This is a genomic window from Neptunomonas marina, from assembly GCF_004005935.1.
In the GTDB taxonomy this organism is placed as follows: Bacteria; Pseudomonadota; Gammaproteobacteria; order Pseudomonadales; family Balneatricaceae; genus Neptunomonas; species Neptunomonas marina.
Genome location: NZ_SACQ01000001.1, coordinates 378,164 through 403,389, shown reverse-complemented (window position 1 = coordinate 403,389; position 25,226 = coordinate 378,164). Strand labels below are relative to the sequence as shown.

23 protein-coding genes and 3 tRNA genes are annotated in these 25,226 nt (G+C 49.8%); 13 read left to right on the top strand and 13 right to left on the bottom strand.

Annotation, left to right across the window (positions count from 1 at the left end; all coding sequences use genetic code 11):
• Positions 1-50 precede the first annotated feature (50 nt).
• The 3 genes from EOE65_RS01840 to EOE65_RS01830 all read right to left on the bottom strand — a co-directional run bounded on the left by EOE65_RS01840 (position 51) and on the right by EOE65_RS01830 (position 359).
• Positions 51-127: transfer RNA gene (locus tag EOE65_RS01840), tRNA-Asp, on the bottom strand.
• 6 nt (positions 128-133) lie between these two features.
• Positions 134-209: transfer RNA gene (locus EOE65_RS01835), tRNA-Val, on the bottom strand.
• A gap of 73 nt (positions 210-282) precedes the next feature.
• Positions 283-359: transfer RNA gene (locus EOE65_RS01830), tRNA-Asp, on the bottom strand.
• A 271-nt stretch (positions 360-630) separates the two neighbouring features.
• Here EOE65_RS01830 and syd point away from each other — a divergent pair.
• Positions 631-1,173 (top strand): SecY-interacting protein, encoded by a 543-nt coding sequence (syd, locus tag EOE65_RS01825; RefSeq protein WP_164846990.1) that lies wholly within the window; start codon positions 631-633, stop codon positions 1,171-1,173.
• Positions 1,174-1,176: 3 nt separating this feature from the next.
• On the opposite strand, the gene EOE65_RS01820 is transcribed toward syd, so the two are convergent.
• Positions 1,177-1,845: a DNA-3-methyladenine glycosylase I gene (locus tag EOE65_RS01820; RefSeq protein WP_206052585.1), complete on the bottom strand. Its 669-nt coding sequence runs from the start codon at positions 1,843-1,845 to the stop codon at positions 1,177-1,179.
• Complete coding sequence (msrB, locus tag EOE65_RS01815; protein ID WP_127692582.1) at positions 1,842-2,249, bottom strand: peptide-methionine (R)-S-oxide reductase MsrB; 408 nt, start codon at positions 2,247-2,249, stop codon at positions 1,842-1,844. The genes EOE65_RS01820 and msrB overlap by 4 nt, the downstream gene beginning before the upstream one ends.
• A 169-nt stretch (positions 2,250-2,418) precedes the next feature.
• On the opposite strand from msrB, the gene EOE65_RS01810 reads away from it, so the two are divergent.
• The 3 genes from EOE65_RS01810 (at position 2,419) to EOE65_RS01800 (ending at position 5,059) form a co-directional block, all read left to right on the top strand.
• Complete coding sequence (locus EOE65_RS01810; RefSeq protein ID WP_127692581.1) at positions 2,419-3,633, top strand: pyridoxal phosphate-dependent aminotransferase; 1,215 nt, start codon at positions 2,419-2,421, stop codon at positions 3,631-3,633.
• A gap of 109 nt (positions 3,634-3,742) precedes the next feature.
• Positions 3,743-4,111: a hypothetical protein gene (locus EOE65_RS01805; protein WP_127692580.1), complete on the top strand. Its 369-nt coding sequence runs from the start codon at positions 3,743-3,745 to the stop codon at positions 4,109-4,111.
• A 120-nt stretch (positions 4,112-4,231) separates the two neighbouring features.
• On the top strand, positions 4,232-5,059 hold the full coding sequence (locus EOE65_RS01800) for an HDOD domain-containing protein (protein ID WP_127692579.1): 828 nt from the start codon (positions 4,232-4,234) through the stop codon (positions 5,057-5,059).
• A gap of 1 nt (position 5,060) precedes the next feature.
• Here EOE65_RS01800 and EOE65_RS01795 read toward each other — a convergent pair whose 3' ends face one another.
• The gene (locus EOE65_RS01795; protein ID WP_240656895.1) at positions 5,061-5,546 is read right to left on the bottom strand and encodes a 3'-5' exonuclease; all 486 of its coding nucleotides are present in this window, start codon (positions 5,544-5,546) and stop codon (positions 5,061-5,063) included.
• A complete protein-coding gene (locus EOE65_RS01790) occupies positions 5,539-6,444 on the bottom strand; it encodes a class I SAM-dependent methyltransferase (RefSeq protein ID WP_127692578.1) in 906 nt (301 codons plus the stop codon). The genes EOE65_RS01795 and EOE65_RS01790 overlap by 8 nt, the downstream gene beginning before the upstream one ends.
• A gap of 225 nt (positions 6,445-6,669) precedes the next feature.
• On the opposite strand from EOE65_RS01790, the gene htpX reads away from it, so the two are divergent.
• The gene (gene htpX, locus EOE65_RS01785; RefSeq protein ID WP_127692577.1) at positions 6,670-7,563 is read left to right on the top strand and encodes a protease HtpX; all 894 of its coding nucleotides are present in this window, start codon (positions 6,670-6,672) and stop codon (positions 7,561-7,563) included.
• A gap of 19 nt (positions 7,564-7,582) precedes the next feature.
• On the opposite strand, the gene EOE65_RS01780 is transcribed toward htpX, so the two are convergent.
• Positions 7,583-7,843 (bottom strand): hypothetical protein, encoded by a 261-nt coding sequence (locus tag EOE65_RS01780; RefSeq protein WP_127692576.1) that lies wholly within the window; start codon positions 7,841-7,843, stop codon positions 7,583-7,585.
• 60 nt (positions 7,844-7,903) lie between these two features.
• On the bottom strand, positions 7,904-9,262 hold the full coding sequence (gorA, locus tag EOE65_RS01775; protein ID WP_127692575.1) for a glutathione-disulfide reductase: 1,359 nt from the start codon (positions 9,260-9,262) through the stop codon (positions 7,904-7,906).
• A gap of 177 nt (positions 9,263-9,439) precedes the next feature.
• On the opposite strand from gorA, the gene xthA reads away from it, so the two are divergent.
• On the top strand, positions 9,440-10,255 hold the full coding sequence (gene xthA, locus EOE65_RS01770; protein WP_127692574.1) for an exodeoxyribonuclease III: 816 nt from the start codon (positions 9,440-9,442) through the stop codon (positions 10,253-10,255).
• Positions 10,256-10,280: 25 nt separating this feature from the next.
• Here xthA and EOE65_RS01765 read toward each other — a convergent pair whose 3' ends face one another.
• Entirely contained in the window at positions 10,281-11,201 is a 921-nt protein-coding gene (locus tag EOE65_RS01765) for a universal stress protein (protein ID WP_127692573.1), read from the bottom strand.
• 148 nt (positions 11,202-11,349) lie between these two features.
• Between EOE65_RS01765 and EOE65_RS01760 the strand changes: the two genes are divergently transcribed.
• Positions 11,350-11,757, top strand: a complete 408-nt coding sequence (locus EOE65_RS01760) for a YgaP family membrane protein (protein WP_127692572.1) — start codon at positions 11,350-11,352, stop codon at positions 11,755-11,757.
• Positions 11,758-11,958: 201 nt separating this feature from the next.
• Positions 11,959-12,243 carry an ArsR/SmtB family transcription factor gene (locus tag EOE65_RS01755; protein ID WP_240656913.1) on the top strand — a complete coding sequence of 95 codons (285 nt, stop codon included), beginning with the start codon at positions 11,959-11,961 and terminating at the stop codon, positions 12,241-12,243.
• A 59-nt stretch (positions 12,244-12,302) separates the two neighbouring features.
• Here EOE65_RS01755 and EOE65_RS01750 read toward each other — a convergent pair whose 3' ends face one another.
• Positions 12,303-15,038 carry a bifunctional acetate--CoA ligase family protein/GNAT family N-acetyltransferase gene (locus EOE65_RS01750; protein WP_127692571.1) on the bottom strand — a complete coding sequence of 912 codons (2,736 nt, stop codon included), beginning with the start codon at positions 15,036-15,038 and terminating at the stop codon, positions 12,303-12,305.
• A gap of 473 nt (positions 15,039-15,511) precedes the next feature.
• Between EOE65_RS01750 and EOE65_RS01745 the strand changes: the two genes are divergently transcribed.
• The 4 genes from EOE65_RS01745 (at position 15,512) to EOE65_RS01730 (ending at position 20,343) form a co-directional block, all read left to right on the top strand.
• Positions 15,512-15,706 (top strand): PA3496 family putative envelope integrity protein, encoded by a 195-nt coding sequence (locus EOE65_RS01745; protein ID WP_127692570.1) that lies wholly within the window; start codon positions 15,512-15,514, stop codon positions 15,704-15,706.
• A gap of 227 nt (positions 15,707-15,933) precedes the next feature.
• Positions 15,934-16,461, top strand: coding sequence for a DUF2058 domain-containing protein (locus EOE65_RS01740; RefSeq protein WP_127692569.1), 528 nt, complete (start codon positions 15,934-15,936; stop codon positions 16,459-16,461).
• 145 nt (positions 16,462-16,606) lie between these two features.
• Complete coding sequence (locus tag EOE65_RS01735; RefSeq protein WP_127692568.1) at positions 16,607-18,112, top strand: ATP-binding protein; 1,506 nt, start codon at positions 16,607-16,609, stop codon at positions 18,110-18,112.
• A gap of 8 nt (positions 18,113-18,120) precedes the next feature.
• Entirely contained in the window at positions 18,121-20,343 is a 2,223-nt protein-coding gene (locus EOE65_RS01730; RefSeq protein WP_127692567.1) for a bifunctional diguanylate cyclase/phosphodiesterase, read from the top strand.
• Here EOE65_RS01730 and EOE65_RS01725 read toward each other — a convergent pair.
• Positions 20,340-21,077, bottom strand: a complete 738-nt coding sequence (locus EOE65_RS01725; RefSeq protein WP_127692566.1) for a lytic transglycosylase domain-containing protein — start codon at positions 21,075-21,077, stop codon at positions 20,340-20,342. The genes EOE65_RS01730 and EOE65_RS01725 overlap by 4 nt on opposite strands.
• 51 nt (positions 21,078-21,128) lie before the next feature.
• A complete protein-coding gene (locus EOE65_RS01720; protein WP_240656894.1) occupies positions 21,129-21,581 on the bottom strand; it encodes an Lrp/AsnC family transcriptional regulator in 453 nt (150 codons plus the stop codon).
• Positions 21,582-21,739: 158 nt separating this feature from the next.
• Between EOE65_RS01720 and EOE65_RS01715 the strand changes: the two genes are divergently transcribed.
• Positions 21,740-25,219, top strand: a complete 3,480-nt coding sequence (locus EOE65_RS01715) for an indolepyruvate ferredoxin oxidoreductase family protein (RefSeq protein ID WP_127692565.1) — start codon at positions 21,740-21,742, stop codon at positions 25,217-25,219.
• Positions 25,220-25,226: the final 7 nt, after the last annotated feature.

Here is a 25,226-nt window from a genome sequence, read left to right as displayed (position 1 = left end):
TCCTGATACAACTCAGCACTTTGAGTTAACCAGCCTCAACCGAAGTTAAGTGGCGGAATGGACGGGACTCGAACCCGCGACCCCCTGCGTGACAGGCAGGTATTCTAACCAACTGAACTACCACTCCGCATTGTGGTGGGCGTGGAGAGGTTCGAACTCCCGACATTCGCCTTGTAAGGGCGACGCTCTCCCAACTGAGCTACACGCCCACAATGCAGTGGCTTATTTTTTATCCTGATACAACTCAGCACTTTGAGTTAACCAGCCTCAACCGAAGTTAAGTGGCGGAATGGACGGGACTCGAACCCGCGACCCCCTGCGTGACAGGCAGGTATTCTAACCAACTGAACTACCACTCCGTATTACGGTTCTGACATCATCGCCGTAACGAGGTGCGCATTTTAAATACTTTCCCTGTGTTGTCAAACATTTGCGTTAAAAAAATGGCTCTTTTTTTGATTTGATTAACACTTGATCAACTCTGCTTAATATTCAACCAGCGCTAAGGCATTGATCCTTTAACTGTTATCGGCCAGCGCTGATATTGGGAATATTCAAACAGCTATTCGCAAACGTTCGCAGCCTCGCTACACTGCCTCTAAACCACGCAACTTTAATGAAATGCCCGTTATGAATGATCACATGTTATCCCCTTTTATAGAGCAATGGATAGCGACCAACGACCCGCTGCCTACGATTCAGTATCAAAATGAGTGGCCCTCTCCTTGCGTTAAAGCTGATAGCCCGCAAGAAAACGATATCGTCAGCTGGCAGCCAGTCCCTCAATCAACACAAACTGACATGTTTGATCGGCTAAGCGATGCGCTTGAAATCGAAGTCCATCCGGCGATTGTGGAATTTTACTCGGGTTATTGGTCGGATCCGCTCGCCGCACAATCACAAGAGGGAGAACTCGTGCTGCTACAAGCATGGAGCCCTGAAGATATGGAGCGCCTGCGCAGTAACTTAATTGGCCATGCATTAGCAAAGCGAAAAATGAAGCACCCTTTGACCTTCTTCTTTGCTTGCACCGAACCTGATGACGGTATTCTGAGTATTGCGAACGACGATGGCAGCGTTTGGCTTGAATACCCTGGCAAACGCCCAACTCGTCAAATAGAGGAGAGTTTGCCAGCCTTCATCCAGCGTTTATCACCACGTCCATCAGCGTAGTGCTTACCACCCGACACAAAACGATAGCAGGCGGCTGATCTGGCAATATGGCCGCCCATTGGACTGCTCATGCCATGTGTTGAACGCTGATTGCACTTTAGCTAAATCACGTTTTGATGTTGGTGGCTTGTCGATAATATCTTGGGCTTTCAATGCAGCGATGACATCGTCTGTCAGAATAAATGCATCCTTACCCACCATCCTCAAAAAGTAAGCCCCTGACTTCCCACCAAGTTGTGCGCCGTGCTTTTTGAGGTGCGCCCAAAGCCCCACCAAATCATCTTCTGGCCACTGAGCAATCCAGTTAGCAAAGCTTCCATGCGTTGCTTGTATCTCGGTAATGAAGTAGGCATTAGCACGCGTTGCTTTGATCTTGCCCCAGTGCCTAATGATTTGATCGTTTTGCATCAACCGCTCGAGCTGCTCGTCACTCATTAGCGCAACTTTTTGCGGATCGAACCCCCAAAAAGCTTTTTCAAAAGCAGGCCATTTCTGATCGACAACAGAATGCTTCAGCCCCGCTCGAAAGATCCGCAAGGACATTGCCGAAAACATTGTGCTATCAGGGATCTGGCTCAACTCATCTCGCTCAAGACAATTCGGCAACAGCGACTCTATCACTGGGCCTTTGTGCGCTGCCGCGTGTTCATAGATCCATTGAAAGGACTTCACACATCCTCCGCTTCAAAATTAAGTGACGCCGAATTCACGCAATAACGTAAACCCGTTGGCGCGGGGCCATCTGTAAAAACATGCCCTAAATGCGCGTCGCAATGGCTGCATGTAATCTCTGTGCGAGCCATACCGAAACTACGATCAAACTTCTCGTTGATATGCTGTTTACTGTGAGGCGCATAGAAACTTGGCCAGCCGCTGCCAGAATCATATTTCGTTGCCGAGTCAAAGAGTGGCGTGCCGCAGCACGTGCAGCGATAAACACCAGCCTCTTTGTGATGATAATACTCACCAGTAAAAGGGCGTTCTGTGCCACCCTCGCGGCATATCGCGTACTGCTCCGGTGACAGCTCTTCGCGCCACTGCGCTTCACTTTTAGTGACTTTCGATTCGTTTGCCATCTTTATCTACCTCTGCGCTATGTGCTTGTTTTTGTGACCACAAGAACGCCGAAACGACTCCCATTAAGTAGAGTTCTCATCAAATCCTAAACGGCGTATGATAGGTTCCCTTTTTAAAAATGCTACCGTGGTGTCAATTACTCGGCACACGGATTACGGGATAAAACGCATGTCTGTTTTTCGCAAGTCCAATAAGCTGATCAACGTCTGTTACGATATTCGCGGCCCCGTTCTTCAAGAAGCCAAACGCCTTGAAGAGGAAGGCAACCGCATTCTCAAACTTAACATTGGTAATCCCGCCCCATGGGGCCTAGAGGCCCCGGAAGAGATTGTCCAAGACGTTATTCGCAACCTACCCGCCTCACAGGGTTATTGCGATTCGAAAGGCTTATTTTCGGCCCGTAAAGCAGTGATGCAAGAGTCGCAAAAAAGCGGAATTCGCAACGTAACGGTTGAAGATGTCTACATCGGCAACGGCTCTTCTGAGCTCATCGTGATGGCGATGCAGGGTCTCCTGAACGACAACGATGAGGTGCTCATTCCATCTCCAGACTACCCACTCTGGACAGCCGCTGTCAGCCTGGCTGGCGGTAACCCAGTGCATTACGTATGCGACGAAGAATCGGATTGGATGCCCGATATCGAGGATATGCGCAGCAAAATCACTGAGCATACGCGCGGTATCGTGGTGATCAACCCGAATAACCCCACAGGCGCGGTCTATTCGGAAGCGGTACTCAAGCAAATTGTTGAGCTTGCGCTCGAGCATGATCTGATCATATTTGCTGATGAGATCTACGACAAAATTCTATACGACCAAGCACAGCACATATCACTCGCATCGCTATCAGATGAAGTGCTCTGTTTAACGTTTAATGGCCTTGCTAAAGCCTATCGTGCCGCAGGCTTTCGTGCTGGCTGGATGATCGTCAGTGGACCTAAGCACCGGGCTCGCGACTACATTGAAGGGCTCGATATGCTAAGCAGTATGCGCTTGTGCTCAAACGTCCCCTCACAACACGCCATACAAACAGCACTTGGTGGTTACCAGAGTATTAACGAGCTTATCGTTCCAGAGGGCCGGTTGTATGAGCAACGGGAACTTGCATGGCGTTTGCTAACGCAGATACCTGGTGTTTCTTGCGTGAAGCCGAAGGGCGCGATGTATCTATTCCCGAAACTCGACCCAACGGTCTACCCAATCAAGAACGATGAAAAGATGGCCTTAGACCTGCTTCAACAGCAAAAGGTACTTATCGTACAAGGCAGTGGATTCAACATGCCGGATACTCAGCATTTCCGCATTGTTTTCCTACCACGCGTCGACGAATTGGAAGACGCGGTGCAACGTATCGCCGACTTCTTAAAAACCTACCAACAATAGCCACCTCGGGAGCAACAACCCTGTTGCTCCTAATCCTCGCCTTTTTGTCAAAAAGTTGTCATATTTATGCAATAAAGTACGCCTCACCGACAACGTAGTGGACACAGCAATGTTTATTAAGATCAAGAAAAACTGCGGTATTTACATGGAGCACAACGGCCTAGAGAAGCAACATCTCGTGCCGGTTACCTCTAACTTTCTTATCAACCTAGATCAGGTCGCAGAGATCTCTTTCTACACCATCAAAGAGAAGAAAAAGCGCTACGACCTAGAGGGTCACGAGTTTGACGTTCAGCCGCACACTCGCGTCATTCATTTGCAGATGTCCTACACCTATGCGATGACTAAAGAGAGCATCAATGGGACTAAAGGTCGCTTGATAGAGCGCAGCTACTACAAGTTGTACTTTATGCCAGAAGAGATGGGTCAATATGCCGAGTTACGCCAAAAAATTGAGGACCGTGTATTAAACCTGTGATCTGAGTAATTATGTCGTACAACAAAAGGGCTGATAACAACCCTTTTGTTTGCGATTTCACAAACCTGCTCTACGCTGATTAATAAACCTATCGAATATCGGTGTATTGTAGGAGATCACATGGAAATTAAGGACTTACTCGCGCAAACCAGTAAACTGCCTAACGTCCCCGAAGTCGTTCGTGAGCTTATTCAAGCGCTCAACCAACCTAATGCCGACTACTCCGAAATAGCACAGAAAGTCAGCAAAGATCAGACGCTATCACTCAAAATTTTACGCCTTGTCAACTCTGCCCACTTTGGCCTCTCAAGAAAAGTCTCTTCTATTGATGAAGCAACCGTCATGCTCGGAATGGAAAAGCTAAAAACATTGGTTATTGCCTCTGGCTTTGCGAACTCAACGGGTGATGTTGAAGGTTTAGATATCAAGAGCTTTTGGTCCGAGTCGTTCCGTGTTGCAACACTCGCAAAATGGCTCGCCGAGCAAACAGATAAGGTTGAGGCAGACAAAGCTTTCACCGCTGGCGTCATTCATAATATCGGCCGCTTACTCCTACACTTGGCTCAGCCAAACCGCGCTCAAGCTATCCAAACTCTGATCGAAGAGTCCGGCGTTAGCCGCTCCGAGGCAGAACGCGAGCGCCTAGGCTTCGCGACTCAAGATGCGGGTAAAGAGCTACTTGATATGTGGAAGTTCCCTGAAGAGCTCGGTATCGCGGTACAGCAACACAAAAAGCCGCTCACCTTCCAAGAAACGCAAGCACTGAGTTGTGTAGTCAACATCGCCTGCTACTTGAACGCCGCTATCCGCGACCAGAAAGATGAGGAGGCCGTCATCGAAGGCTTCCCTACTGAAGTTGCGATCCATGCAGGTTTGCCAGCAGATATCGTCGACAAGCTACCAGAAGCCCTAACGATCGAATCGGGCTTAGACAGCCTAGCCGCTTAAACTAAGTGTGACTTAGGCACTGTTTCATAGACGCCATCAGTGCGTAGGCATCATCCAAAGCTCGATGCTTACGCACTTCCGCCTTTGCCACAATGCGATAGTAGATCAATTGTTCTGGGCGCAGAACAGCATCTAACCCCGCCAACTTAAAAGCAGGGTTCATCCGTGCTGCATCAAATAGCCGTCTCATCCAGAAATAATCAAACTCAAGTGCATCGCAAATAACTGTGCACCCCGCCAGCCGCGCATTCAGCCGTGAACACGCTTCACGCACGGATAAACCAGACACTAACGACTCTCGCGGAATATTGTGAATAGACTGGGCTTTTTCGTCCCAATCGCTCCACTGCTCGACCTCGTTAGGATTAATCAAGAAGGTATCATGCTCATCAGAGCCGCTGTCTGCCCAGGCTATCTCAATTGGGTAGGAGCGCGGCCCCAAACCACTTGCCTCAATATCCAAGCAAATAAACGTATCTTTACTCACTACTGCGGTACACCATAGCCTTTACGCCTTTACCGGCTTGTTTTTCAGGGAAATCGACTTGCTCAGGAAGCGACTCTACATACGAGAAAGTTGGGCATTCACTGGCCATAATTTGGCGCAGAAACGTCTCATCATGGGATGGGTCATTATGACAAAGCAATACATCTCCCCCTTTGGCACACAGTCGATCGAGGCGTTGAACAAGACGACGATAGTCTTTCTCTGCAATAAAGCTTCCCGGCTGGAAACTGGGCGGATCTATAATCACGAGATCATACGGCCCGGAGCGGCCGATCTTTCCCCATGATTTGAATATATTGTAGGGTAAAAATGCAACTTTCGAGGTATCCAAACCATTCATCCGATGATTCGTTCGACCACGTGTCAACGCACCCTTACTCATATCCACATTCACCACATGCTCCGCATGGTTGGCAATTGCCACCACGGAGAACGCACACGTATAAGAAAATAGATTAAGTACTCGTTTGCCCTCTGCATGCGCAGCGACCCACTCACGGCCTTTACGCATATCCAAAAAGAGCCCAGAGTTTTGTGTTTGCGTCACATCCAGTGAGTACGCAAGCCCCAGCTCTTTCGCGTGGAGCGTAGCGGGCAGCTCACCATACAGGACTACGTTTTGTAGCGTGTTACCCACTCCTCTCCTCTGCAGCACGATACAATCCACCTCAGGCAGACGCTCTAAAGACTCGGCTAGGCTGCGCAGACTTTCGTCTGGGAACAGGTCATAGAGGCGAATCACCGCCACCGGAGCGAACCAGTCAACCACCAGCGATTCAAAACCTACAAAGCACCCACCTCTGCCGTGAAACAGCCGGCGCGACTCACCTTGAGCAAGTGCGAGTTGGGACGTAATTGAATCCAGAACCTGTTGCACCGAGCACCCTCTCAAAAAAAGCCACACATTATAGAGAGCTAAAGATGCGCCGACTAGTTCCTCAATCAGCTAACTCTGTACCGTCGTGGGTAGCGCATGATAACTGCTGAAAAAAGCTAGACGGCTAGACTCAAACGGGCCAAATATTTTTACCTTTTACTTGAAACTTTTGACCTGAATCTATATCTAGGCCATTAGATATTAATAACTATGGAACCAAGAACCATGCGAATCCTTCTGTTTCTCGCGACTAACCTTGCGGTTATCCTCGTCGCGTCCCTTGTACTTAACCTTCTGGGTGTGGGCAGTTATGTCTCATCTGCTGGTTTGAACATGACATCGCTGCTGATTTTCTGTGCTGTGTTTGGCTTTGTCGGATCATTTATTTCGCTATTTATGTCGAAATGGATGGCCAAACGCTCCACCGGTACTCAGATCATCACAGAGCCCCGTACCGCAGAAGAGAAGTGGCTGGTCGATACCGTTGCCGAGTTATCTCAGCAAGCAGGTATCAAAATGCCAGAAGTTGGGATCTTCCCATCCCACCAGTCCAACGCTTTCGCAACCGGCTGGAATAAAAACGACGCATTGGTCGCTGTCAGCTCAGGCTTGCTCGAGCGTTTTCGTCCAGAAGAAGCCCGCGCGGTCATGGCCCACGAAATCGGCCACGTTGCAAATGGCGACATGGTAACACTAGCCTTGATTCAAGGTGTCGTGAATACCTTTGTCATGTTCTTCGCGCGCATCGCAGCCTATGCCGTGGATAGTTTCCTCAAAAATGATGAGGATGACAGCGCCGCAGGCGAAGGCATTGGTTATTACATCACCGTATTCGTGTTTGAGATGCTGTTCGGTATCATCGCGTCTATGATCGTCGCTTGGTTCTCGCGCCGCCGCGAATACCGGGCGGATGAAGCGGGTGCCATGTTTGCCAGCACACCTGGCATGATTGGCGCATTGCAGCGTTTGAAAGCCGAGCAAGGGATGCCTGATGAGCTACAGGGCCAACTGCAAGCGTTCGGCATTAGCAGCCACATCAAGCAGGGTTTTATGGAGCTGTTCTCCTCTCACCCACCCCTTGATGATCGCATCGCGGCGTTGCAAAACCGCGCACAATAAGCTTCACGTGAAAAGGCGCCTAAGGCGCCTTTTTTTCTGTCTCATCTAAAATGGCGAATGAGATACAAGAGGCGAAAATGACGATAATAATGGCAACAGGTAAGCTTGCAACTAGCCCAATCGTAATGAGCGCGATAAACCAGAGAAGTGATACAAAGCGATAACGCCGCTTGTATGCCGCAGTGAACTGTCGACGATAAAAATGATAGGGATCAGGAGAGCGGTCGTGTGCCCAATCGGGCAACCAAGTACGCCACAACAACATTAGGAACAGCTTCATAAATACCCCACCTCCCTCTTCAGGTTAGGCGGGGCGACGTTTAAATGCAATGCTGCCTGATTACTGTTTAACAGGCTCGCGCATAGTAACAAACTCTTCAGCTGCCGTTGGATGGATGCCGATAGTTGAGTCAAATACCGCCTTGGTAGCGCCCGCTTTAAGCGCTATACCAATACCCTGAATGATCTCACCGGCGTCAGGCCCCACCATGTGCACGCCCAGCACCTTGTCTGTGGTTTTATCCACGATCATCTTCATCAGCGTCCGCTCTTCACTGCCTGAGATGGTATGCTTCATCGCTCGGAACTCACTACGATAGATATCGATATCGTGGTTTTGCGCGCGCGCTTGCTCTTCTGTCAGTCCAACTGTGCCGATATTTGGTTGGCAGAATACCGCTGTTGGTATCAGGTTGTAGTCGACGTTGATGTCTTGGCCTTGATACAGATGCTTCACCAACGCCATACCTTCTGCAAGCGCAACTGGCGTTAGCTGCACACGATCGATCACATCACCAACCGCATAAACGGACGGCACATTCGTCTGGAAGGTGTCATTTACAATGATTGCGCCATTGGCTTGCTGCTCGATGCCTAGATTCTCCAAGCCCAGCCCTTCAACGCGAGGCACACGCCCTGTCGCATACATAACGCAGTCTGCATCAATTGTGGAGCCATCAGTGAGTGATACTCGCAGAGAACCATCAGCCAGCTTCTCAACCGCCTCAACGTTAACACTGAACTTTAGATCCACACCCTTTTTTGCCACTTCCGCGGCTGTAAACTCACGCACGTCATTATCAAAGCCACGCAGGAACATATCACCGCGGTAGATCAACGACGTTTGAGCACCTAAGCCTGCAAAGATCCCAGCAAACTCGACGGCGATATAGCCACCACCGACCACAACAGCGCGCTTGGGAAACTCATCCAAGTAGAACACTTCGTTAGAGGAGATAATATGCTCTTTGCCTGGGATATCCGGGACAAACGGCCAACCTCCTACAGCCACAAGAATGCGTTCAGCGGTATAGGTACTATCACCCACCTTAACGGTGTGCTCATCAACTAATGAGCCATGGCCTTCGATCAACGTGCAACCCGAATTCACTAACAGGTTGCGATAGATACCGTTTAAGCGCTGAATCTCTGCGTTCTTGTTGTCACGCAGCGTTGGCCAATCGAAGGACGTACCCTCTACATTCCAACCAAAACCTTTTGCATCGTGAAAATCTTCACCGTAGTGAGAGGCATATACGAAGAGCTTTTTAGGTACACAGCCCACGTTGACGCACGTACCACCTAGATATTTATCTTCAGTGATACCGACCTTTACGCCCATAGCCGCTGCCATTCGCGCAGCACGAACACCACCGGAACCTGCACCAATTACAAAGAGATCAAAATCGTATGCTGACACCTGTCTCACTCCATTATCCAATAATAATGGATGAACTGTAGCGCCTTGGCGCACAACTTACCAATCAAACGTTTTTAACAACGCCATAGAAAATGACTATCGGCTTCACGATAAACTTGAGGTAACTTTTTGATACACTCAGCAGTCATTAGAAACAGCATAGTGGTCGGTAGAAAAATGAAAGTTATCTCTTTTAACATTAACGGCTTACGCGCACGACCTCATCAGTTGGCCGCGTTGATCGAAAAGCATCAACCTGATGTTATCGGTTTACAAGAAACCAAAGTAGACGATCCACAGTTCCCCCTAGAGATGGTGGAAGCGCTCGGTTACCACGTTGAGTTCCATGGACAGAAAAGCCACTACGGCGTTGCGTTGCTGTCGAAACAGCCGCCGTTGAGCATTCAAAAGGGGTTTACGACAGATGACGAAGACGCTCAACGCCGCCTGATTATTGGCGAATACCAATCACCTGCAGGAAACCGCATCACGGTGATTAACGGCTACTTCCCCCAAGGCGAGAACATCGCGCACGAAACCAAATTTCCAGCAAAAGAGAAGTTCTACGCCGATCTACAAAGTCACCTTGAGCATAACCATCAACCTGATGATCTACTCATCGTGATGGGTGATATCAATATCTCACCTGAAGATATCGACATCGGTATTGGTGAGCCAAATAGAAAGCGCTGGTTAAAAACCGGTAAAACGAGCTTCCAACCTATCGAAAGAGAGTGGCTAGGGCGCTTGAAAGGCTGGGGGCTAGAAGATAGCTATCGCCATTTACACCCGACCGTAGATGATCGCTTTAGCTGGTTCGACTACCGCAGCCGAGGCTTCGAAGCTGAACCAAAACGCGGCCTACGTATTGACGTTATCTTAGCGACTGCACCGTTAATCAGCCACTGCAGCGATGCGGGCATTGACTACGAACTGCGTGGTATGGAAAAGCCGTCAGATCACGCCCCAATCTGGGCACAGTTTCAGGCGTGATTAGATAAACAAGAAGAGCGGCAATTTAGTTGTCGCTCTCTTGCGGCTGAGACTCCGGCACAATCAGTAAATCCGCCGTTATTTGATCGATCACACGCTCAATTGAACTGCCAGTCAGCAAACGATCGAAAAAGTCGTGATCGACCGCTCCCATGACGACAACGTCGATATGCTCGTTTGCCACCACCTCCGGCAGCTTGGTATGCACATCGCCCTCTTCCAAATGAATGACCGCAGAGTTGACTCGCTCTTCATCAACAAGCTGCTGAAGCGCTTCGGTATGCTGCTCCCGCACCTTCAAGCGTAAGCCATCGTAGTCAGTTGTCAGGTGCTCATCAAAAATCGCTGATTGGGGAATCGCATTAAAGCTGTGGATGACGTGCAGCTCACCAATCAATAGGTCAACCATACTTTTCGCAGCGCCAAGGATCAGGTGATCAAGCTGAGCTGGCGAGTTACACTCTAAAAACGGCTCCACCGCAGCGGCAACCCGTGGATGCGCACTCCATGACTCGGCCCCCACTAGCATCAAGGGTACAGAGGTGTTCGATATCAGGCGCCAATCACCCTGATTGAGTAGATATTCACCTAGATAGTGATTGCTCTTTGGGGCAAGAATAAGGTCAGCCGCATGGTGCTCGGCCTGCTTGACAACGCGATCGGCCAGCTCAGAATCCCAACACAAATCATAGGAGACAGATGCACCTGTTTCCCCTAGCTGTTTCGCAAACTTTGCTAGGTCGTTTTCGCGCTTTTTCATATAGCTGGCAATGGCGGCTTGCTCAGCGTCTTTATCCAGTAAATAGCTATTTCTCAGTGGCCGCGAGTAGCAACAGGCGAACAACGCGATCTCAACGCCCGCAGAGGCGAGCAGCAACAATTTAGCTGTAAAACTATCTGAAATATCCTCGGGATCTAGATGGACCAGAACTTTACGAATCTGCATAACGACCTCCAGCCACTGATTTATAGCAACACGACCTTGCCTAGATATCTATAGCTAGCCATTTGAGTTCGTCTTAAGTCAAGAGGGAATCTTTACTTTAGAAATATCTTATATATTATATTAGAAAAATCTTAAATGGAGTCTATTTATGTCCCTCAATGCTGCTCTTCGCTTGATGGCCGGCACGGTTATCGTTGCTAGCCTTGCACTTGCCGTTTATGTGAACTTTAACTGGTTGCTCTTAACTGCGTTTGTTGGCTTCAATTTACTGCAGTCCGCATTTACTGGCTGGTGCCCAGCGATCACCGCTTTCCAAAAAATGGGGTTAAAGCAAGAGCCAAAGCCTGACCAAGGTATGAGCGTTAACCAGGGTGTACATATCATTGCCGGCGCAATCATATTGGCAACTTCAGGTGCCGTATTTCTCGAGTTTGCACCTTTTCAGCTACTTATCGTGACAGGAATCGTGGGCTTAAGTTTGGTTCAGTCAGCGTTCTCAGGCTGGTGCCCAGCGATCACAATCGCGCGATTAATGGGTTTTAAGCCTGCCAATTAAGAGGCTATTGTTTAAGTTATAAACTTATTCCAATTTTCCCTCATAATTGGGGAGGTTCGCGCCAATTGAGAACAAAAAGCAGATCTCGTAAAATAAGTTACAATTTGTAATGATAGATAACAAACTATAAAACTAAAGCGTTAGGAGATCGAATTGGCAGACGCAAATGACCCCAAACTGAGTGCTGAAACTTTAGAGATGATGAAGGAAAATGCTTCTCAGGCAGCCAAACTTATGAAGGCGTTAGGGAATGAAAGCCGTTTGCTCATATTGTGTTATCTAGATGGCAAAGAGCTATCTGTAACACAACTCAACAGCTGTCTGGATCTGAGCCAATCTGCACTCTCGCAGCATTTGGCGGTTCTACGGAAAGATGGACTCGTGCAGACTCGTCGAGAATCGCAAACAATTTACTACTCCCTAGCGGGAGATACCGCGAAGCGTATCATCCATACGCTGCACGAGCTTTATTGTCCTTCGATGTAAAGCATCCAGAAAAAGGCGCCGTTCAGGCGCCTTTTTTATTACTCACTAGCTAAACAGGTTTAACTCTGTAAACGCGTAATCTGCCAGTCCTCGGTCGGCTCATTCAGTAGCATCTTCATCTCCACGACCTCCTCTTCCATGTTAAAGCTGTTTTTAAAGCCAAGCTTTTGCGCCAGCCCCTGCATACCTTTATTCGATGGAAGAGTTGACCCTTCAATCATCAGCGTTCCGCGAGCTTTACAGTAGGCGATCACTTTGCTCATCAAGATCACACCTAACCCCTCTCCCTGCAAGTCATCCCGAATCACCACCGAAAACTCGCTGCGGATATTGTCTGGATCCGTGACTGCGCGCACAACACCCAGCGTTTCGGGACCTTTACCGTCTAACCTCGGTGCCGACACGATAAAAGCCATCTCACGGTCATAATCGATTTGGGTCCAACTCGCGAGCTCTTGGTGAGTGGGCACTCCGCGGCTATAGAAGTAGCGCATCCGGATCGACTCCGGGCTCAGTTGATTGTAAAAAGCCAAGTGGTTCGGCTCATCTTCACCGCGAATAGGTCGTATTACTGCAGGCCTTCCAGAACGTTTTAGCGTGATGTTTTCAGCCAAGTCGCCGGGATAGGGCGATATCGCCAAGCGCGAAGGTTCAGGAGATATCGAAACCGCCGCGTCAACGGCGAGAATCCCCTGTTTGTTCAGCAGCAGCGGGTTAATTTCCAAAGACTCAAGGTGCGGCAGATCAACGATCATCTCCGACAACTTAACGATTACCTCGGAAAGCTGATCAACGTCGCGCTCGAGTTGGTAGCTATGCTCCATCAAGATTCGGTAGATACGTGAACCTTTTACCATCTCGCGCGCAAGCGCCATATTGATAGGCGGTAGCATCAATTTTCGGTCTGCCAAAACATCAACAGTGTAGCCACCAGCACCGAATACGAGCAACGGTCCAAACGTACGGTCTCGAGTAAAACCGACATTCACCTGCATCGATTGAAAGCCGCGCTTCATCTGCTGAATACAGAACCCCATGCTGGCATCGTCGCCAAAGCGTTCACTTACTCGGTACGCTAATCGGGTGGCTGCGTGGCGCACCTCATCACGCGAAAAGATATCTAGTGCCAAATCATGCCAGCGCTGCCCAGACTTCTCATCATAGTTGAAGGGCTGCGCGTTCTCTTGATGGAGAGCTTTAATCGCAACAGCTTCACCGATATCGTCAGCGCATTGCACAACCGAGTCGATGTCAGCGGCATAACGTGTCGGCTGTACTGGAATATCGTATTGGTCCAGTAGGTCGAAAGCCTCGCGATGCGTTAAGTAATTGCGTTTATCATCTAACGCTTGTGTCACGATCTGTCGAGAGCTGAGATGGTTTGGAGTATTCTGCTCGATATACGTCGCAGGGGTCTGGCGCATGACCTCTTGGTTTTTCCGGTAGTCCACCATATGTAAAAAGGCATCGACCGCCTCTTCAGGGGTGATAAATGTCGCGATATTCGCATTATTACAATGGTTTCGTGCGTCAATCGCCGTTGCGCGCCCCATCCAGCAGGTTAAGAAATTACGTGGTGACTTACGCGCGACGGCAACCAACGCATCAGCTGTTTCGACTGAAGGAGCTAAACGCGTGGGCGCATGGATCGATAGCACCGCATCAACCGCCTTATCTTTAATCAGAATCGCCGCAGCTTGCGCGAAACGCTCTGGCGTGGCATCTGCATTCAGATCAACTGGGTTCAAGCCATTCCAGTTACTGTTTGGCATGATCTCACGTAACGCCTCAACCGTTGCCTCACTGAGCGGCGCCAACTGACCACCTTGGCGAATTAAACGATCCGTCGCCAGTGCATTTGGCCCGGAGCCGTTGCACAACAAAGCGATGCGTTCACCGCGCAGTGGCTTCATACGAGATAACGTTTCAAGAGCATGAAATAGCTCATCGGATGTTGTAACACGTACCACACCGGCACGCCGCAGTGCAGCGTTATATACCGTGTTTTCATCAGGAATACCCGGTGCAGGGGCGGGCTTAGCAACGGTAACATCATCCGACTTTAACACCAGCACCAGCTTATTTCGCGATGCTGCACGCAGCGCTGAGATAAAGTTTCTCGATGACCCTGTAACATGGTCTATCTGCAACAGAATCGAATGTGTATATGGATCTTGAGCTACATAATCGATCACCGAAGGCAGATCGACGTCACCGCCCTCGCCTAACGTTAAGAAGTGGGAAAACCCGATCCCTTGTCCTGCAGCCCAGTCGATCATCGCGGTACCCAGAAGCCCAGATTGGCCTATGTAAGCCACTTTCCCTTTCGTGATATTGATATGTGAGTAACTGGCATTCATATTTGAACCCGGTACCAGCATACCCATGCAATCTGGCCCCATGATACGAATGCCGTAAGGACGTGCAGCCTCTTTCACCTCTTCCGCCAGAGCCTCTGCGCTGCGACTGCCGGCCAGCGATAGGCCTCCCGTCAAAATCAAAGCGGCTTTGACTAAGTTAGCACCGAGTTTTCTGACAATATCCGCCACCGCCTCAGGAGGGGCGCAGATAATTGCTAGGTCAGGCATTTCTGGAAGTTCAGTAATCCCACGGTAACAACTTACACCATAAACGGCATCATACCCTTCAGGATTGACTGCCATTAAAGTCCCGGGGAAATTTGAATCGATCAGATTCTGGATTACGATCCCCCCCATGCTCTCGGCTTTTTCCGATGCACCAAACACAGCAATTGAACGAGGTTTGAAAAAGCGCTTAAGGTATTTCGTTGACACGGAAACCACCTAAATACAATTGAAGAGTTAAAGGGAAAAGACACGTGCTGCGGTATACATAGTAGCCAAATCGATACTTACAGCTCAGAAGAAAGATAGCACCGTTATCAATATATTGCACTGCAACAAAGCAAGCCAAATGACCCAGAGCAAAAGAGTTATACGACCAAATACCAACACATTCAGTATTTTCAATAAAAACTGAAACATGTATAGTATGTCGCGAACTGAGTACATCGCTTTACCGACAGGCGCAGCACCCACGCGCCTGACGTTATCACCCATTCTATTCGGGCTCTTCGGAGCCCATTTTTATTTTTTTCATATCTACCTCCCATTTCTTAAATTCTTTTCAATTTACAGGGCGCACAAGCCTTGCTAAATCTCTACCTGCGTAATCGCTGTTTATCCTTGGCACAGTGGATTGCCGCCCCGGAATTAGAATTGGCATATACAGCCTGCGGAGAGCAATTATGAGTAACGATTTCGACCTCGGCGACGAAGCGATGGACGACTTTGATCTTGCCAGTACAGACACATTTGAAGACCTTGGATTTATTAGTAACGCTCAGGATAAGCGTCGTAATGTCAGACGTAACATTGAGGAGATGCTAGAAGCCAAAGCACTGAGGGACAACATACGAGAGATCTTCGATGATGACGAGTAGTCGGTTTTTAAGCACCCGCCTACGACGAGCACACCACAATTGTTGAATCTTTACTTTAAAACCACCGCCGGTTGTGGTTATCCTAGTTAAGCGGTCGTCCTTGGTCGGCGATTCTCCAGCGAGCGCTGACCGAGTGACTTCCGTTTTCTGCGCTAATAGACCGATATTTCGCTCCCTCTGTGCTATAGTTCGCGCGCGAATTTAGAGTGTTTAATCGGTACGAAATTATGTCTAAATCCCTCCAAGATCAGCTTCTTAAAGCAGGGCTTGCAAGCAAGAAGCAAGCGAACAAAGCTAAAGCAGACAAGCGCAAGGCGAAGAAAAAAGCAGCGCCTCAAGCAAATGACCAAGCCGCACAAGAGCAAGCGCGAATAGAAAAGCAGCAGCGTGATAAAGCGCTTAATCAGCAGCGCAATGAAGAGCGCGCCAAAAAAGACCTTGAATCCCAAGCCAAGCAGATCATCGAAACCAGTCTTCTATCGCTCCCAAAAGATGCGGAGGTGCGCTACAACTTCGTGCACGACAAGCAGGTAAAGAGCATCTACGTCACCGCAGATATCCAGTACAAGCTGTCACGGTCACTGCTAGCGATTGCGATACTCGAAGAACGCTATGTGGTGATTCCAAACGACGCAGCAGAGAAAGTACTAGAGCGTAAGCCAGAGTGGGTGATCTTAATCCAAAAAGAGGAGAAGCACTCAGAAGACGATGATTACTACGCACAGTTCGAGGTACCCGACGACCTGATGTGGTAAGCACACATTGTGCCTTGCGCATTATTAACTACACTCATTAGGTGTAGGGACGCTAAATCTGCTGAGTAGGGATGCGACACCTAAACAAGTGAGGGCCAGTTCTGGGCCCCACTTTGAAGCGTTTGCAACCAAGGCGGTAAGAAGTTTGTTCGATCGTTCCAGTAGTTCTATAAAAACAGCATTTTTTATTCGCGTGCTACCGCTGTTCTTCCTGACTTCGGTCTGCTTTCTGATTGCGCTTGCTAACTATGAGCTGGAACGCGCAAAAAAAGATCACCGTAATGATCTACAAAAAACCACACATCATATTGCTGAACTTCTCAGAGAACCGTTGTGGCAACTCTCTGAACGTTTATATACCGAGATTTTATCAGCCGCGCTCAATCGCTCCGAAATCGTTTGTGTCCGCCTGATACAGGAAGCTAGTGTCAGCCCTCCCGTAGAGCGTGGGGAGTGTCAGAACCAGTACCACGACCAAGAGTCATTTAGCACCGAAATTTACTACGACCTGGGCGGTAAAAAAGCGTTTTTAGGGAGCCTTATCATTCAAGCACGCGTGAGCGACGGTTGGGCCACCATCAAGCGCCAGCTCTATATTTTAGCTTCCCTTTCTGTCGTGCTGTTTATACTGTTAGCCGGTGCAACACTCGCGGCCTTTAACTCCGCCATTCTGCCACCACTGCGGCATATTTCGGCATCTTTAAAGCAGCTCCAAGATACAGGGCAGCGCCAGCCGGTCAACTGGAGTTCACCGGATGAACTGGGCGACTTGATTCGCGTCTACAATGGCGCCCTGAGGCACCAAACAATTATTGAAGACAAGCTAGAAGCCGCGCGCGAGGAAGCTGAGCAAGCGTTAGAGAACCTACAGCATGCACAAGAGTCGCTTATCCAAGCCGAGAAGATGGCTTCACTCGGCAGCTTAGTGGCCGGTGTCGCGCATGAGATCAATACACCACTGGGCAATAGCCTAACCATCACCACCACAATCGGTAGCAGCGCAGAGCGCATCTCAACAAAAGTGGCGAACCAAGCCCTGACGCGGCACGACCTAAACATCTTTATTAGCGATATTAGCGAAGCCAGTGCCATTTTAGAGCGTAATCTGCAAAATGCTGCCACGCTGGTTCGTTCCTTCAAACAAGCGGCGGTTGACCAAACCAGCGAGAAGCAACGTAACTTCAACTTAAAGCGCTTAGTCGAAGATGTTTTGTATACGTTGCAGCCGCAAGTAAAGCGCACCGGATTTACCTTTCAGGTTGAGATCGATGATGACCTCTGGCTAACAAGCTACCCAGGAGCGATCGGGCAAATTATCACAAACTGCGTTTACAACTCGCTGCGCCATGGTTTTCAGGACCGTGATCACGGCATCATTCGCTTTGCCACCATCGATGCAGATACTCGCCACGTGGTCTTTACGATCTCCGATGATGGCTGTGGAATGAGCCCTGATGTTCTGCACCATGCGTTTGATCCGTTTTTTACCACTAAATTTGGTCAAGGTGGCTCTGGTCTTGGGTTAAACCTTGTCTATAATTTAACTACGACGGTACTTGGAGGTACTGTGAAAATTTGGAGCGAAGAGAATAACGGAGTCACTCTCAGCTTCACGTTTCCTTACACACCTCACGCTGAGGCTAAAGGGTAAACAACTGGATGCTACCAAAAGAAGAAGAACTCTTTACCTTTGCCAACGAAATGCCGGCACCCAAGCAGCCTGACTTGCCCGCGTGGCGCATCCTTATTGTGGATGATGAACCCGATGTTCATGAAGCCACCCGCTTCGCACTCAAAGAGCAACGCATTCTGGGGCGTCCACTTGAGCTTTGCAGTGCATACTCAGCGCAAGAGGCTAAGCGTATTTTGGCAGATGAGGCGGAGTTCGCTTGCATCTTGCTAGACGTGGTGATGGAAACAAGCAGCTCTGGGCTTGAACTCATCAGCTACATACGTGAAACCTTACAGCAGACTTCAACACGGATCGTTTTACGTACCGGCCAGCCCGGATACGCCCCTGAAGTTGCCGTGATCGAGAAATATGACGTTAATGATTATAAAAGCAAAGATGAGCTAACACGCACGCGCTTAATCACCACACTCACTGCCTCGCTGCGCAGCTATGAGCAAATTCGCAGCATTCTTAGCCATGATGAAAGCCTCAACCAATTCATCGCTAGCTCACGCGAGCTTTTCTGTGAGCATGACGTTGATAACTATGCCGCTGAGCTGATCAAACAACTCAGCAACATCTTGGGTGTTGAAAGCAGCGGAGCGGTCTGTACCTATGATCGCGACCGAGACCAGTTTGAGCTATTAGCCGCCACCGGCCGCTATCATCAAACCTCTATGGAGATCGGTCACTCGCTCCCAGAATCTGTTTGCCAGCAGCTTAAAGCGGCGACACAGACCCAAACACATGCACTCGATGAGGATTTTATCCTCTTGTCTTTGCAGCCACCGCACTCCCACGAGTTGTATATCTATCTGGATTTCGGGCGCAAAGCCTCACCCTTGGATCTACACCTCATTGATCTGTTTTGCTCAAGCGCCCCGGTAGGTTACGACAACGCTTGGCTATTTGAGCAGATGGCGGAGCAAGCATACTGCGATCCTTTAACCAAACTTCCCAACCGTGCAGGCTTTCAAAAAGAGCTCGCGCGCGCCGTGAAGTTGGGCAACCCTTTCTTTCTGATTCACACCGATATCGATAACTTTCAGGAAGTGAATGATGGCTTGGGCTACCCGTTGGGTAACGAAGCGTTGGTGACCATCGCGCACCATCTACAAGAGATTTTTGGTGAGCAGGCTCTATACGGAAGAAACTCATCAGACACTTTTTGTGTCGCGATTTTTCAGCCGCACCAAAGCACCATGAGTTTGTACATGCGCCACCTTGAAGCCTCGCTGGAATCGACCTTTAATGTGATGGGGTATGAACTGCCGCTTAGCTTAACGTCTGGCATTGTTCGCTTCCCAGACCATGGAAAAGACGCGGATACATTGCTGCAAAACGTTGGTATCGCGCTCAAACATGCGAAAAAGCACCAACGTGCCGGTTACACCGAATTTGGCCAAGAGTTTGAACAGCAACTACAGCGGAGGCTGCAAGTTGCGTCGGAATTGCGCCACTGCGTTGAACGCAATGAGCTGCAACTCTACTACCAGCCGCAGATCTGCCTGAAGGACCAAAAAGTGATCGGTGCCGAGGCACTGGTGCGCTGGATCAAAGATGGCAAAATGATCCCTCCCGGTGAGTTTATCAGCACAGCGGAAACATCTGGCTTTATCGTACCCATGGGCTACTGGATTTTAGAAGAAGCCTGTAACGAGCAGATACGCTGGCACACTGAACTTGGTTTGCAGTTGAAAGTAGCGGTCAATGTGTCGGTTAGACAGCTCAAAGACCCATCATTCATTGGCCGTCTCGATGATATCTTGAGACGCACCGGTATCGACGCTAAATGCTTAGAGTTAGAGGTGACAGAGTCGATGATGATGGAGAATAGCCGCGACCTGCGTAAAATCTTACAACTCATCCGCCAGCGCGGACTCTCCATCGCACTCGATGATTTTGGCACCGGCTACTCCTCCCTCAGTCACCTTCAAGAGTTGCCTATCAATCTACTTAAAATTGATCGCTCATTTATTAGTAAAGTAACTAAAAGCGAGGAAGACAGAGCGATTACTTCGTTGATGATCAAAACTGGAGAGCTCTTAAAACTGCGAGTTATCGCCGAGGGGATTGAGGAAGCTTACCAACATGAGGAGCTTATTAAGCTCGGCTGCCATGAAGCACAGGGCTACCACTATAGCCGCCCGCTAAGTAAAGCGGACTTTATGGCGCTGCTACAGGAGTATCCGGAGCTTGAATCATCTTAACCACCCGCCTTTTGGTAACGCTTGTAGAGAATTCCAACGCGCTTAACATAGGCTTGTGTCTCGGCATAAGGCGGTACACCGTCATATTTAGCAACGGCACCGGGGCCAGCATTGTAAGCCGCCGTCGCGCGAGTGATATCACCCTTGTAACTTGTTAGCAGCTCGCTCAGGTACTTGGTACCGCCACGAATATTCTCTGCAGGGTCAAAAGCGTTACCTACGCCTAGCTCGGCTGCTGTTGCAGGCATTAACTGCATCAGCCCTTGCGCACCCTGCGATGACACCGCACCTTTCTTGAAGTGAGACTCTGCATGCATCACCGCACGAATCAGCGCCGGGTCCACCGCAAACTCTTTAGCCGACGCACTCACATGATCACGGTAGGCTTCGGTATTCAAAGCGGTTTTGTACCAATCCACTGACGTCTTTGGACGACACGCATAACAGCTGAACTTAGCGTAACGTCTTGTCACAAAGGCTTTTTTGCCCTTGGGCTTCTGGTTGGTAAAAGTGATCACGCCATCATCTGAGCGGTACTTGTAAATCGACTCGTATGTTACTTTGCCCTTCTCCCCGGACTTGGGTGGGCGGGTGACGTAAGTGACGCCATCATCTGAAACATTGGTGTATTCAACACGGCCATCTTCACGTATCACTTTACGGATCGACTGCGCAAGCGCCCACTCACCGTGCAATAGGCCAAGTAACAGTCCAAACGAAACAACTCTGAGCATAGGGTTAATCACCTGCAAAATCTCTGCGCACAGTATAGCTAAGCCCCGGTGTTATACCACCAAGCTGGTATCATGTTTGATCTCGCGTAGTGCAAAGTTCGAGTGTACTTGGGCTATCCCTTCCAGCGGAAAGACCTTGTCATTGAGAAACTGGTCATAGGCTTTGATATCAGAGACCATCACCCGCAGCATAAAATCAGCGTTCCCTGTCACTGCGTAGCACTGTTGTACCTCTGCGCACTCGCGCATCGCAGCTTCAAATGCCACCGTGTGATCAACGGAGTGGCGCAATAAAGAGACCATCGCGATGACACACAACCCCTGACCCACTGCATCGGCATCTAGCAGCGCGGTATAGCGCCGAATAACCCCGCGCTCTTCAAGCGCTTTCACACGCCGCCAACATGCAGCGGAAGATAAACCCACCGCATCAGCTAACTGTTGGTTACTCATACGCCCATCGCTCTGTAACAGGCGCAAAATATGTTTATCAAAGCTGTCCAAATTTCACTCCCAACCAAAAATTGAAATTATTTTTCACCTATTTATAAAAAATGTAAATAGTCTTTCTTTTGAGCAGCCATTTAGTCATCAATTAGGAAGCACTTTTCACACAAAAACACTTACGCTGTGACTAACTTATAAGAATATGTGTGATAAAAATGACAAGAGCAACTTACGCACCAGCTGCTGGCAGCACAGCACCACTAGACACCTACGAATTGGACGAACGTTATACCCGCACAGAGGGCCGCGTGTTCCTCACCGGCACCCAAGCCTTGGTTCGTCTTCCCCTAGTTCAAGCGCGGCTGGACCAACAAAACGGCTTAAACACAGCAGGCTTTATCAGTGGCTATCGCGGCTCACCATTGGGCGGCTACGACCAAGCGCTGTGGAGTGCAAAAAAGCACCTCGAGTCACACAATGTAGAGTTCGTTCCCGCAATCAACGAAGACCTTGCTGCAACACTGGTGCTTGGTAGCCAGCAGGTCGAAACCGATCCCGACAAGCAAGTCGATGGCGTTTTCTCTATCTGGTACGGCAAAGGCCCCGGTGTTGATCGTGCTGGCGATGCACTAAAGCACGGCAACACCTATGGCAGCTCCCCCAATGGCGGCGTCCTTGTGGTGGCCGGAGATGACCATGGCTGCGTATCATCTTCTATGCCCCATCAGTCCGATGTGGCATTTATGGCGTGGTTTATGCCGACGATTAACCCTGCTAGCATCGCCGAGTATGAAGCTTTTGGCCTGTGGGGCTACGCATTGTCGCGCTTTTCAGGCACTTGGGTTGGCTTTAAGGCGATCTCAGAAACCGTAGAGAGCGCCGCAAGCGTTGAGTTAAAACCACTCCCGAATTTTGTAACGCCCACCGATTTCACACCACCCGACTCAGGGCTACACTATCGCTGGCCCGACCTCCCTGGCCCACAGCTTGAAACTCGTATCGAACACAAACTAGCCGCGGTGCAAGCTTTTGCGCGGGCCAACCCGATCGATACTAAAGTGTTGAGCTGCGACAACCCTACCCTAGGAATTATCACCACAGGTAAAGCACACCTCGATCTGATGGAGGCGCTAGACCTACTAGGACTTGATGGGCAAACCCTTCAAACACTCGGTGTCGAGATCTACAAGATCGGCTTAGTCTGGCCAATTGAGCGTCACGGTGTGCTGGATTTTGTTCATGGTAAACGGGAGATCCTTGTCGTTGAGGAGAAGCGCGGCATCATCGAGAGCCAGATCAAAGAAGCGATGTCAGAACCCGACCACCCCGGTGAAGTCCTCATTACCGGTAAGCAAGACGAGGCAGGCGAGCCACTCATCCCCTACGTGGGCGAGCTAAGCCCGTCGCTACTAGCGCGTTTTATCGTGGCACGCTTTACACGATTGTTTGACATCGACCTCACCGAACCTCTGAGTGCGATCACCGAATCGGGGGTTGCTGTCAAAGACCCGGGTGGCGTGCGCCGGTTGCCCTACTTCTGTTCCGGCTGCCCACACAACAGCTCCACCAAAGTGCCGGAGGGCAGCAAAGCCTTAGCGGGGATCGGCTGTCACTTTATGGCATCATGGATGGGACGAGACACTGAATCGCTTATCCAGATGGGTGGTGAAGGCGTTAACTGGGCCAGTAAGTCGATCTTCACAGGCAAAGGCCACATATTCCAAAACCTGGGCGAAGGTACCTATTTCCACTCAGGCTCAATGGCGATTCGCCAATCGATCGCTGCTGGTGCCAATATCACCTACAAGATTCTTTTCAATGATGCGGTTGCCATGACCGGCGGCCAGCCTGTTGATGGCCAAATCACGGTGCCTGCTATCGCTCAACAGGTGAGCGCGGAAGGCGTTAAAAAAGTTGTCGTTATCAGCGATGAACCTGAGAAGTATCGCGGCCACGAATCGCAGTTCCCAAGTGATGTTACATTCCACCACCGCGATGAACTAGACGATATTCAACGGATGCTCCGCGATATACCGGGAGTGACCGTGCTCATCTATGATCAGACATGCGCGGCTGAAAAACGCCGTCGCCGCAAGCGCGGTCAATTCCCTGATCCGGCTAAGCGGGTTATGATCAATCACCATGTCTGCGAGGCCTGTGGCGACTGCTCTGTGCAGTCAAACTGCCTATCCATTGTACCTCGCAAGACTGAGCTAGGTGTTAAGCGCCAAGTAGACCAGTCATCCTGTAACAAAGATTACAGCTGTGTAAATGGCTTCTGCCCAAGCTTTGTCACCATTGAGGGCGGCGAACTTCGCAAACCAGAAGCTAAGGGTACAGCCCAGCTCGATGCAAAACTTGAGCACCTATCAACACCCGAATTTAAACCACTCGCTAACGGCTATGATTTGCTAGTCAGCGGCGTAGGTGGCACCGGCGTTGTTACCGTCGGTGCACTGATCACTATGGCAGCGCATCTTGAGGGCAAGGGAGCCTCTGTGCTTGATTTCATGGGCTTCGCACAAAAAGGTGGCGCCGTGTTGAGCTACATCCGCTTATCCGAGCAGCCGAGCGCATTGAATCAGGTACGTATTGACCATGGCCGCGCCGATGCATTGATCGCTTGCGATATGGTGGTTGCCTCATCAGCCAAAGCGCTGGATGTGCTGCGCCACAACCATACGCAAGCGGTGATCAACGAAGCCGAAATGGCAACCGCTGATCATGTGCTGTATCGCGATGCTGATATCGAAAGTGGTAAGCGAATTGACCTGATCACCGAAGCGGTTGGCAGTGCTCAATGTGACCACTTCAACGCCAATGAGCTGGCGCTATCACTACTGGGTGATACGGTATTCTCCAACGTCATGATGCTCGGCTACGCATGGCAAAAAGGCTTAGTACCCGTCTCGCTGGCTGCGCTAGAACGCGCGATTGAACTCAACCGTGTGGCAGTAGAGAAGAACTTGAACGCGTTCAAGTGGGGACGCTTACTAGCGGAAGACCCAAAAGCCGCACAATTCGCGTTAACACCATCAGAGCCGGTGAAGCTAATTGCAACCCTTGATCAGCAGATTGATCGCTTTGCCGACTACCTCATCCAATATCAAGATGCAGCTTACGCAGACCAATACCGCGCGCTCGTGGCAAGCGTCCGTGCGAAGGAGCAACAACTGACCCCAGCGAGCGACACGCTCAGCCGCACTGTGGCCAAACAGCTCTTTCGCTTAATGGCCTACAAAGATGAATATGAAGTGGCGCGCCTGTACACCGAAACCGACTTCCTTAAAGAGGTCGAAGCCACCTTTACAGGTGACTACCAGATACATTTCAACTTAGCACCGCCGCTACTAAACAAGACGCAGCGCAATGGACGGCCTAAAAAGCGCCAATTTGGCCCTTGGATGTTGAAATCCCTGCGAATGCTGGCGAAAATGCGAAAAGTCCGGCACACCGTGCTCGACCCGTTCCGTTTTTCAGCTGATCGCCGCCTTGATCGGCAACTGCTTGAAAACTACAAGCGCGACATCACAACCTGGGTTGCTGAGCTCAATAGCCACAACCTTACGACAGCGATTGAGATAGCACGCCTACCTGAAGAGGTACGAGGCTTCGGTCCTGTCCGTGATGCCGCAGCAGAGCAAGCGGAGCAGCAAAGAGAAATACTCTTCGTACAGTTTAAACAAGCCAAGTAGGCCCAGG

Excerpts from the sequence above, each read along its gene's own strand:
- syd (WP_164846990.1), top strand. The coding sequence starts at position 631 with ATGAATGATCACATGTTATCCCCTTTTATAGAGCAATGGATAGCGACC.
- msrB (WP_127692582.1), bottom strand. The coding sequence starts at position 2,249 with ATGGCAAACGAATCGAAAGTCACTAAAAGTGAAGCGCAGTGGCGCGAA.
- EOE65_RS01810 (WP_127692581.1), top strand. The coding sequence starts at position 2,419 with ATGTCTGTTTTTCGCAAGTCCAATAAGCTGATCAACGTCTGTTACGAT.
- EOE65_RS01805 (WP_127692580.1), top strand. The coding sequence starts at position 3,743 with ATGTTTATTAAGATCAAGAAAAACTGCGGTATTTACATGGAGCACAAC.
- EOE65_RS01800 (WP_127692579.1), top strand. The coding sequence starts at position 4,232 with ATGGAAATTAAGGACTTACTCGCGCAAACCAGTAAACTGCCTAACGTC.
- htpX (WP_127692577.1), top strand. The coding sequence starts at position 6,670 with ATGCGAATCCTTCTGTTTCTCGCGACTAACCTTGCGGTTATCCTCGTC.
- EOE65_RS01780 (WP_127692576.1), bottom strand. The coding sequence starts at position 7,843 with ATGAAGCTGTTCCTAATGTTGTTGTGGCGTACTTGGTTGCCCGATTGG.
- xthA (WP_127692574.1), top strand. The coding sequence starts at position 9,440 with ATGAAAGTTATCTCTTTTAACATTAACGGCTTACGCGCACGACCTCAT.
- EOE65_RS01765 (WP_127692573.1), bottom strand. The coding sequence starts at position 11,201 with ATGCAGATTCGTAAAGTTCTGGTCCATCTAGATCCCGAGGATATTTCA.
- EOE65_RS01760 (WP_127692572.1), top strand. The coding sequence starts at position 11,350 with ATGTCCCTCAATGCTGCTCTTCGCTTGATGGCCGGCACGGTTATCGTT.
- EOE65_RS01755 (WP_240656913.1), top strand. The coding sequence starts at position 11,959 with ATGAAGGAAAATGCTTCTCAGGCAGCCAAACTTATGAAGGCGTTAGGG.
- EOE65_RS01745 (WP_127692570.1), top strand. The coding sequence starts at position 15,512 with ATGAGTAACGATTTCGACCTCGGCGACGAAGCGATGGACGACTTTGAT.
- EOE65_RS01740 (WP_127692569.1), top strand. The coding sequence starts at position 15,934 with ATGTCTAAATCCCTCCAAGATCAGCTTCTTAAAGCAGGGCTTGCAAGC.
- EOE65_RS01730 (WP_127692567.1), top strand. The coding sequence starts at position 18,121 with ATGCTACCAAAAGAAGAAGAACTCTTTACCTTTGCCAACGAAATGCCG.
- EOE65_RS01725 (WP_127692566.1), bottom strand. The coding sequence starts at position 21,077 with ATGCTCAGAGTTGTTTCGTTTGGACTGTTACTTGGCCTATTGCACGGT.
- EOE65_RS01715 (WP_127692565.1), top strand. The coding sequence starts at position 21,740 with ATGACAAGAGCAACTTACGCACCAGCTGCTGGCAGCACAGCACCACTA.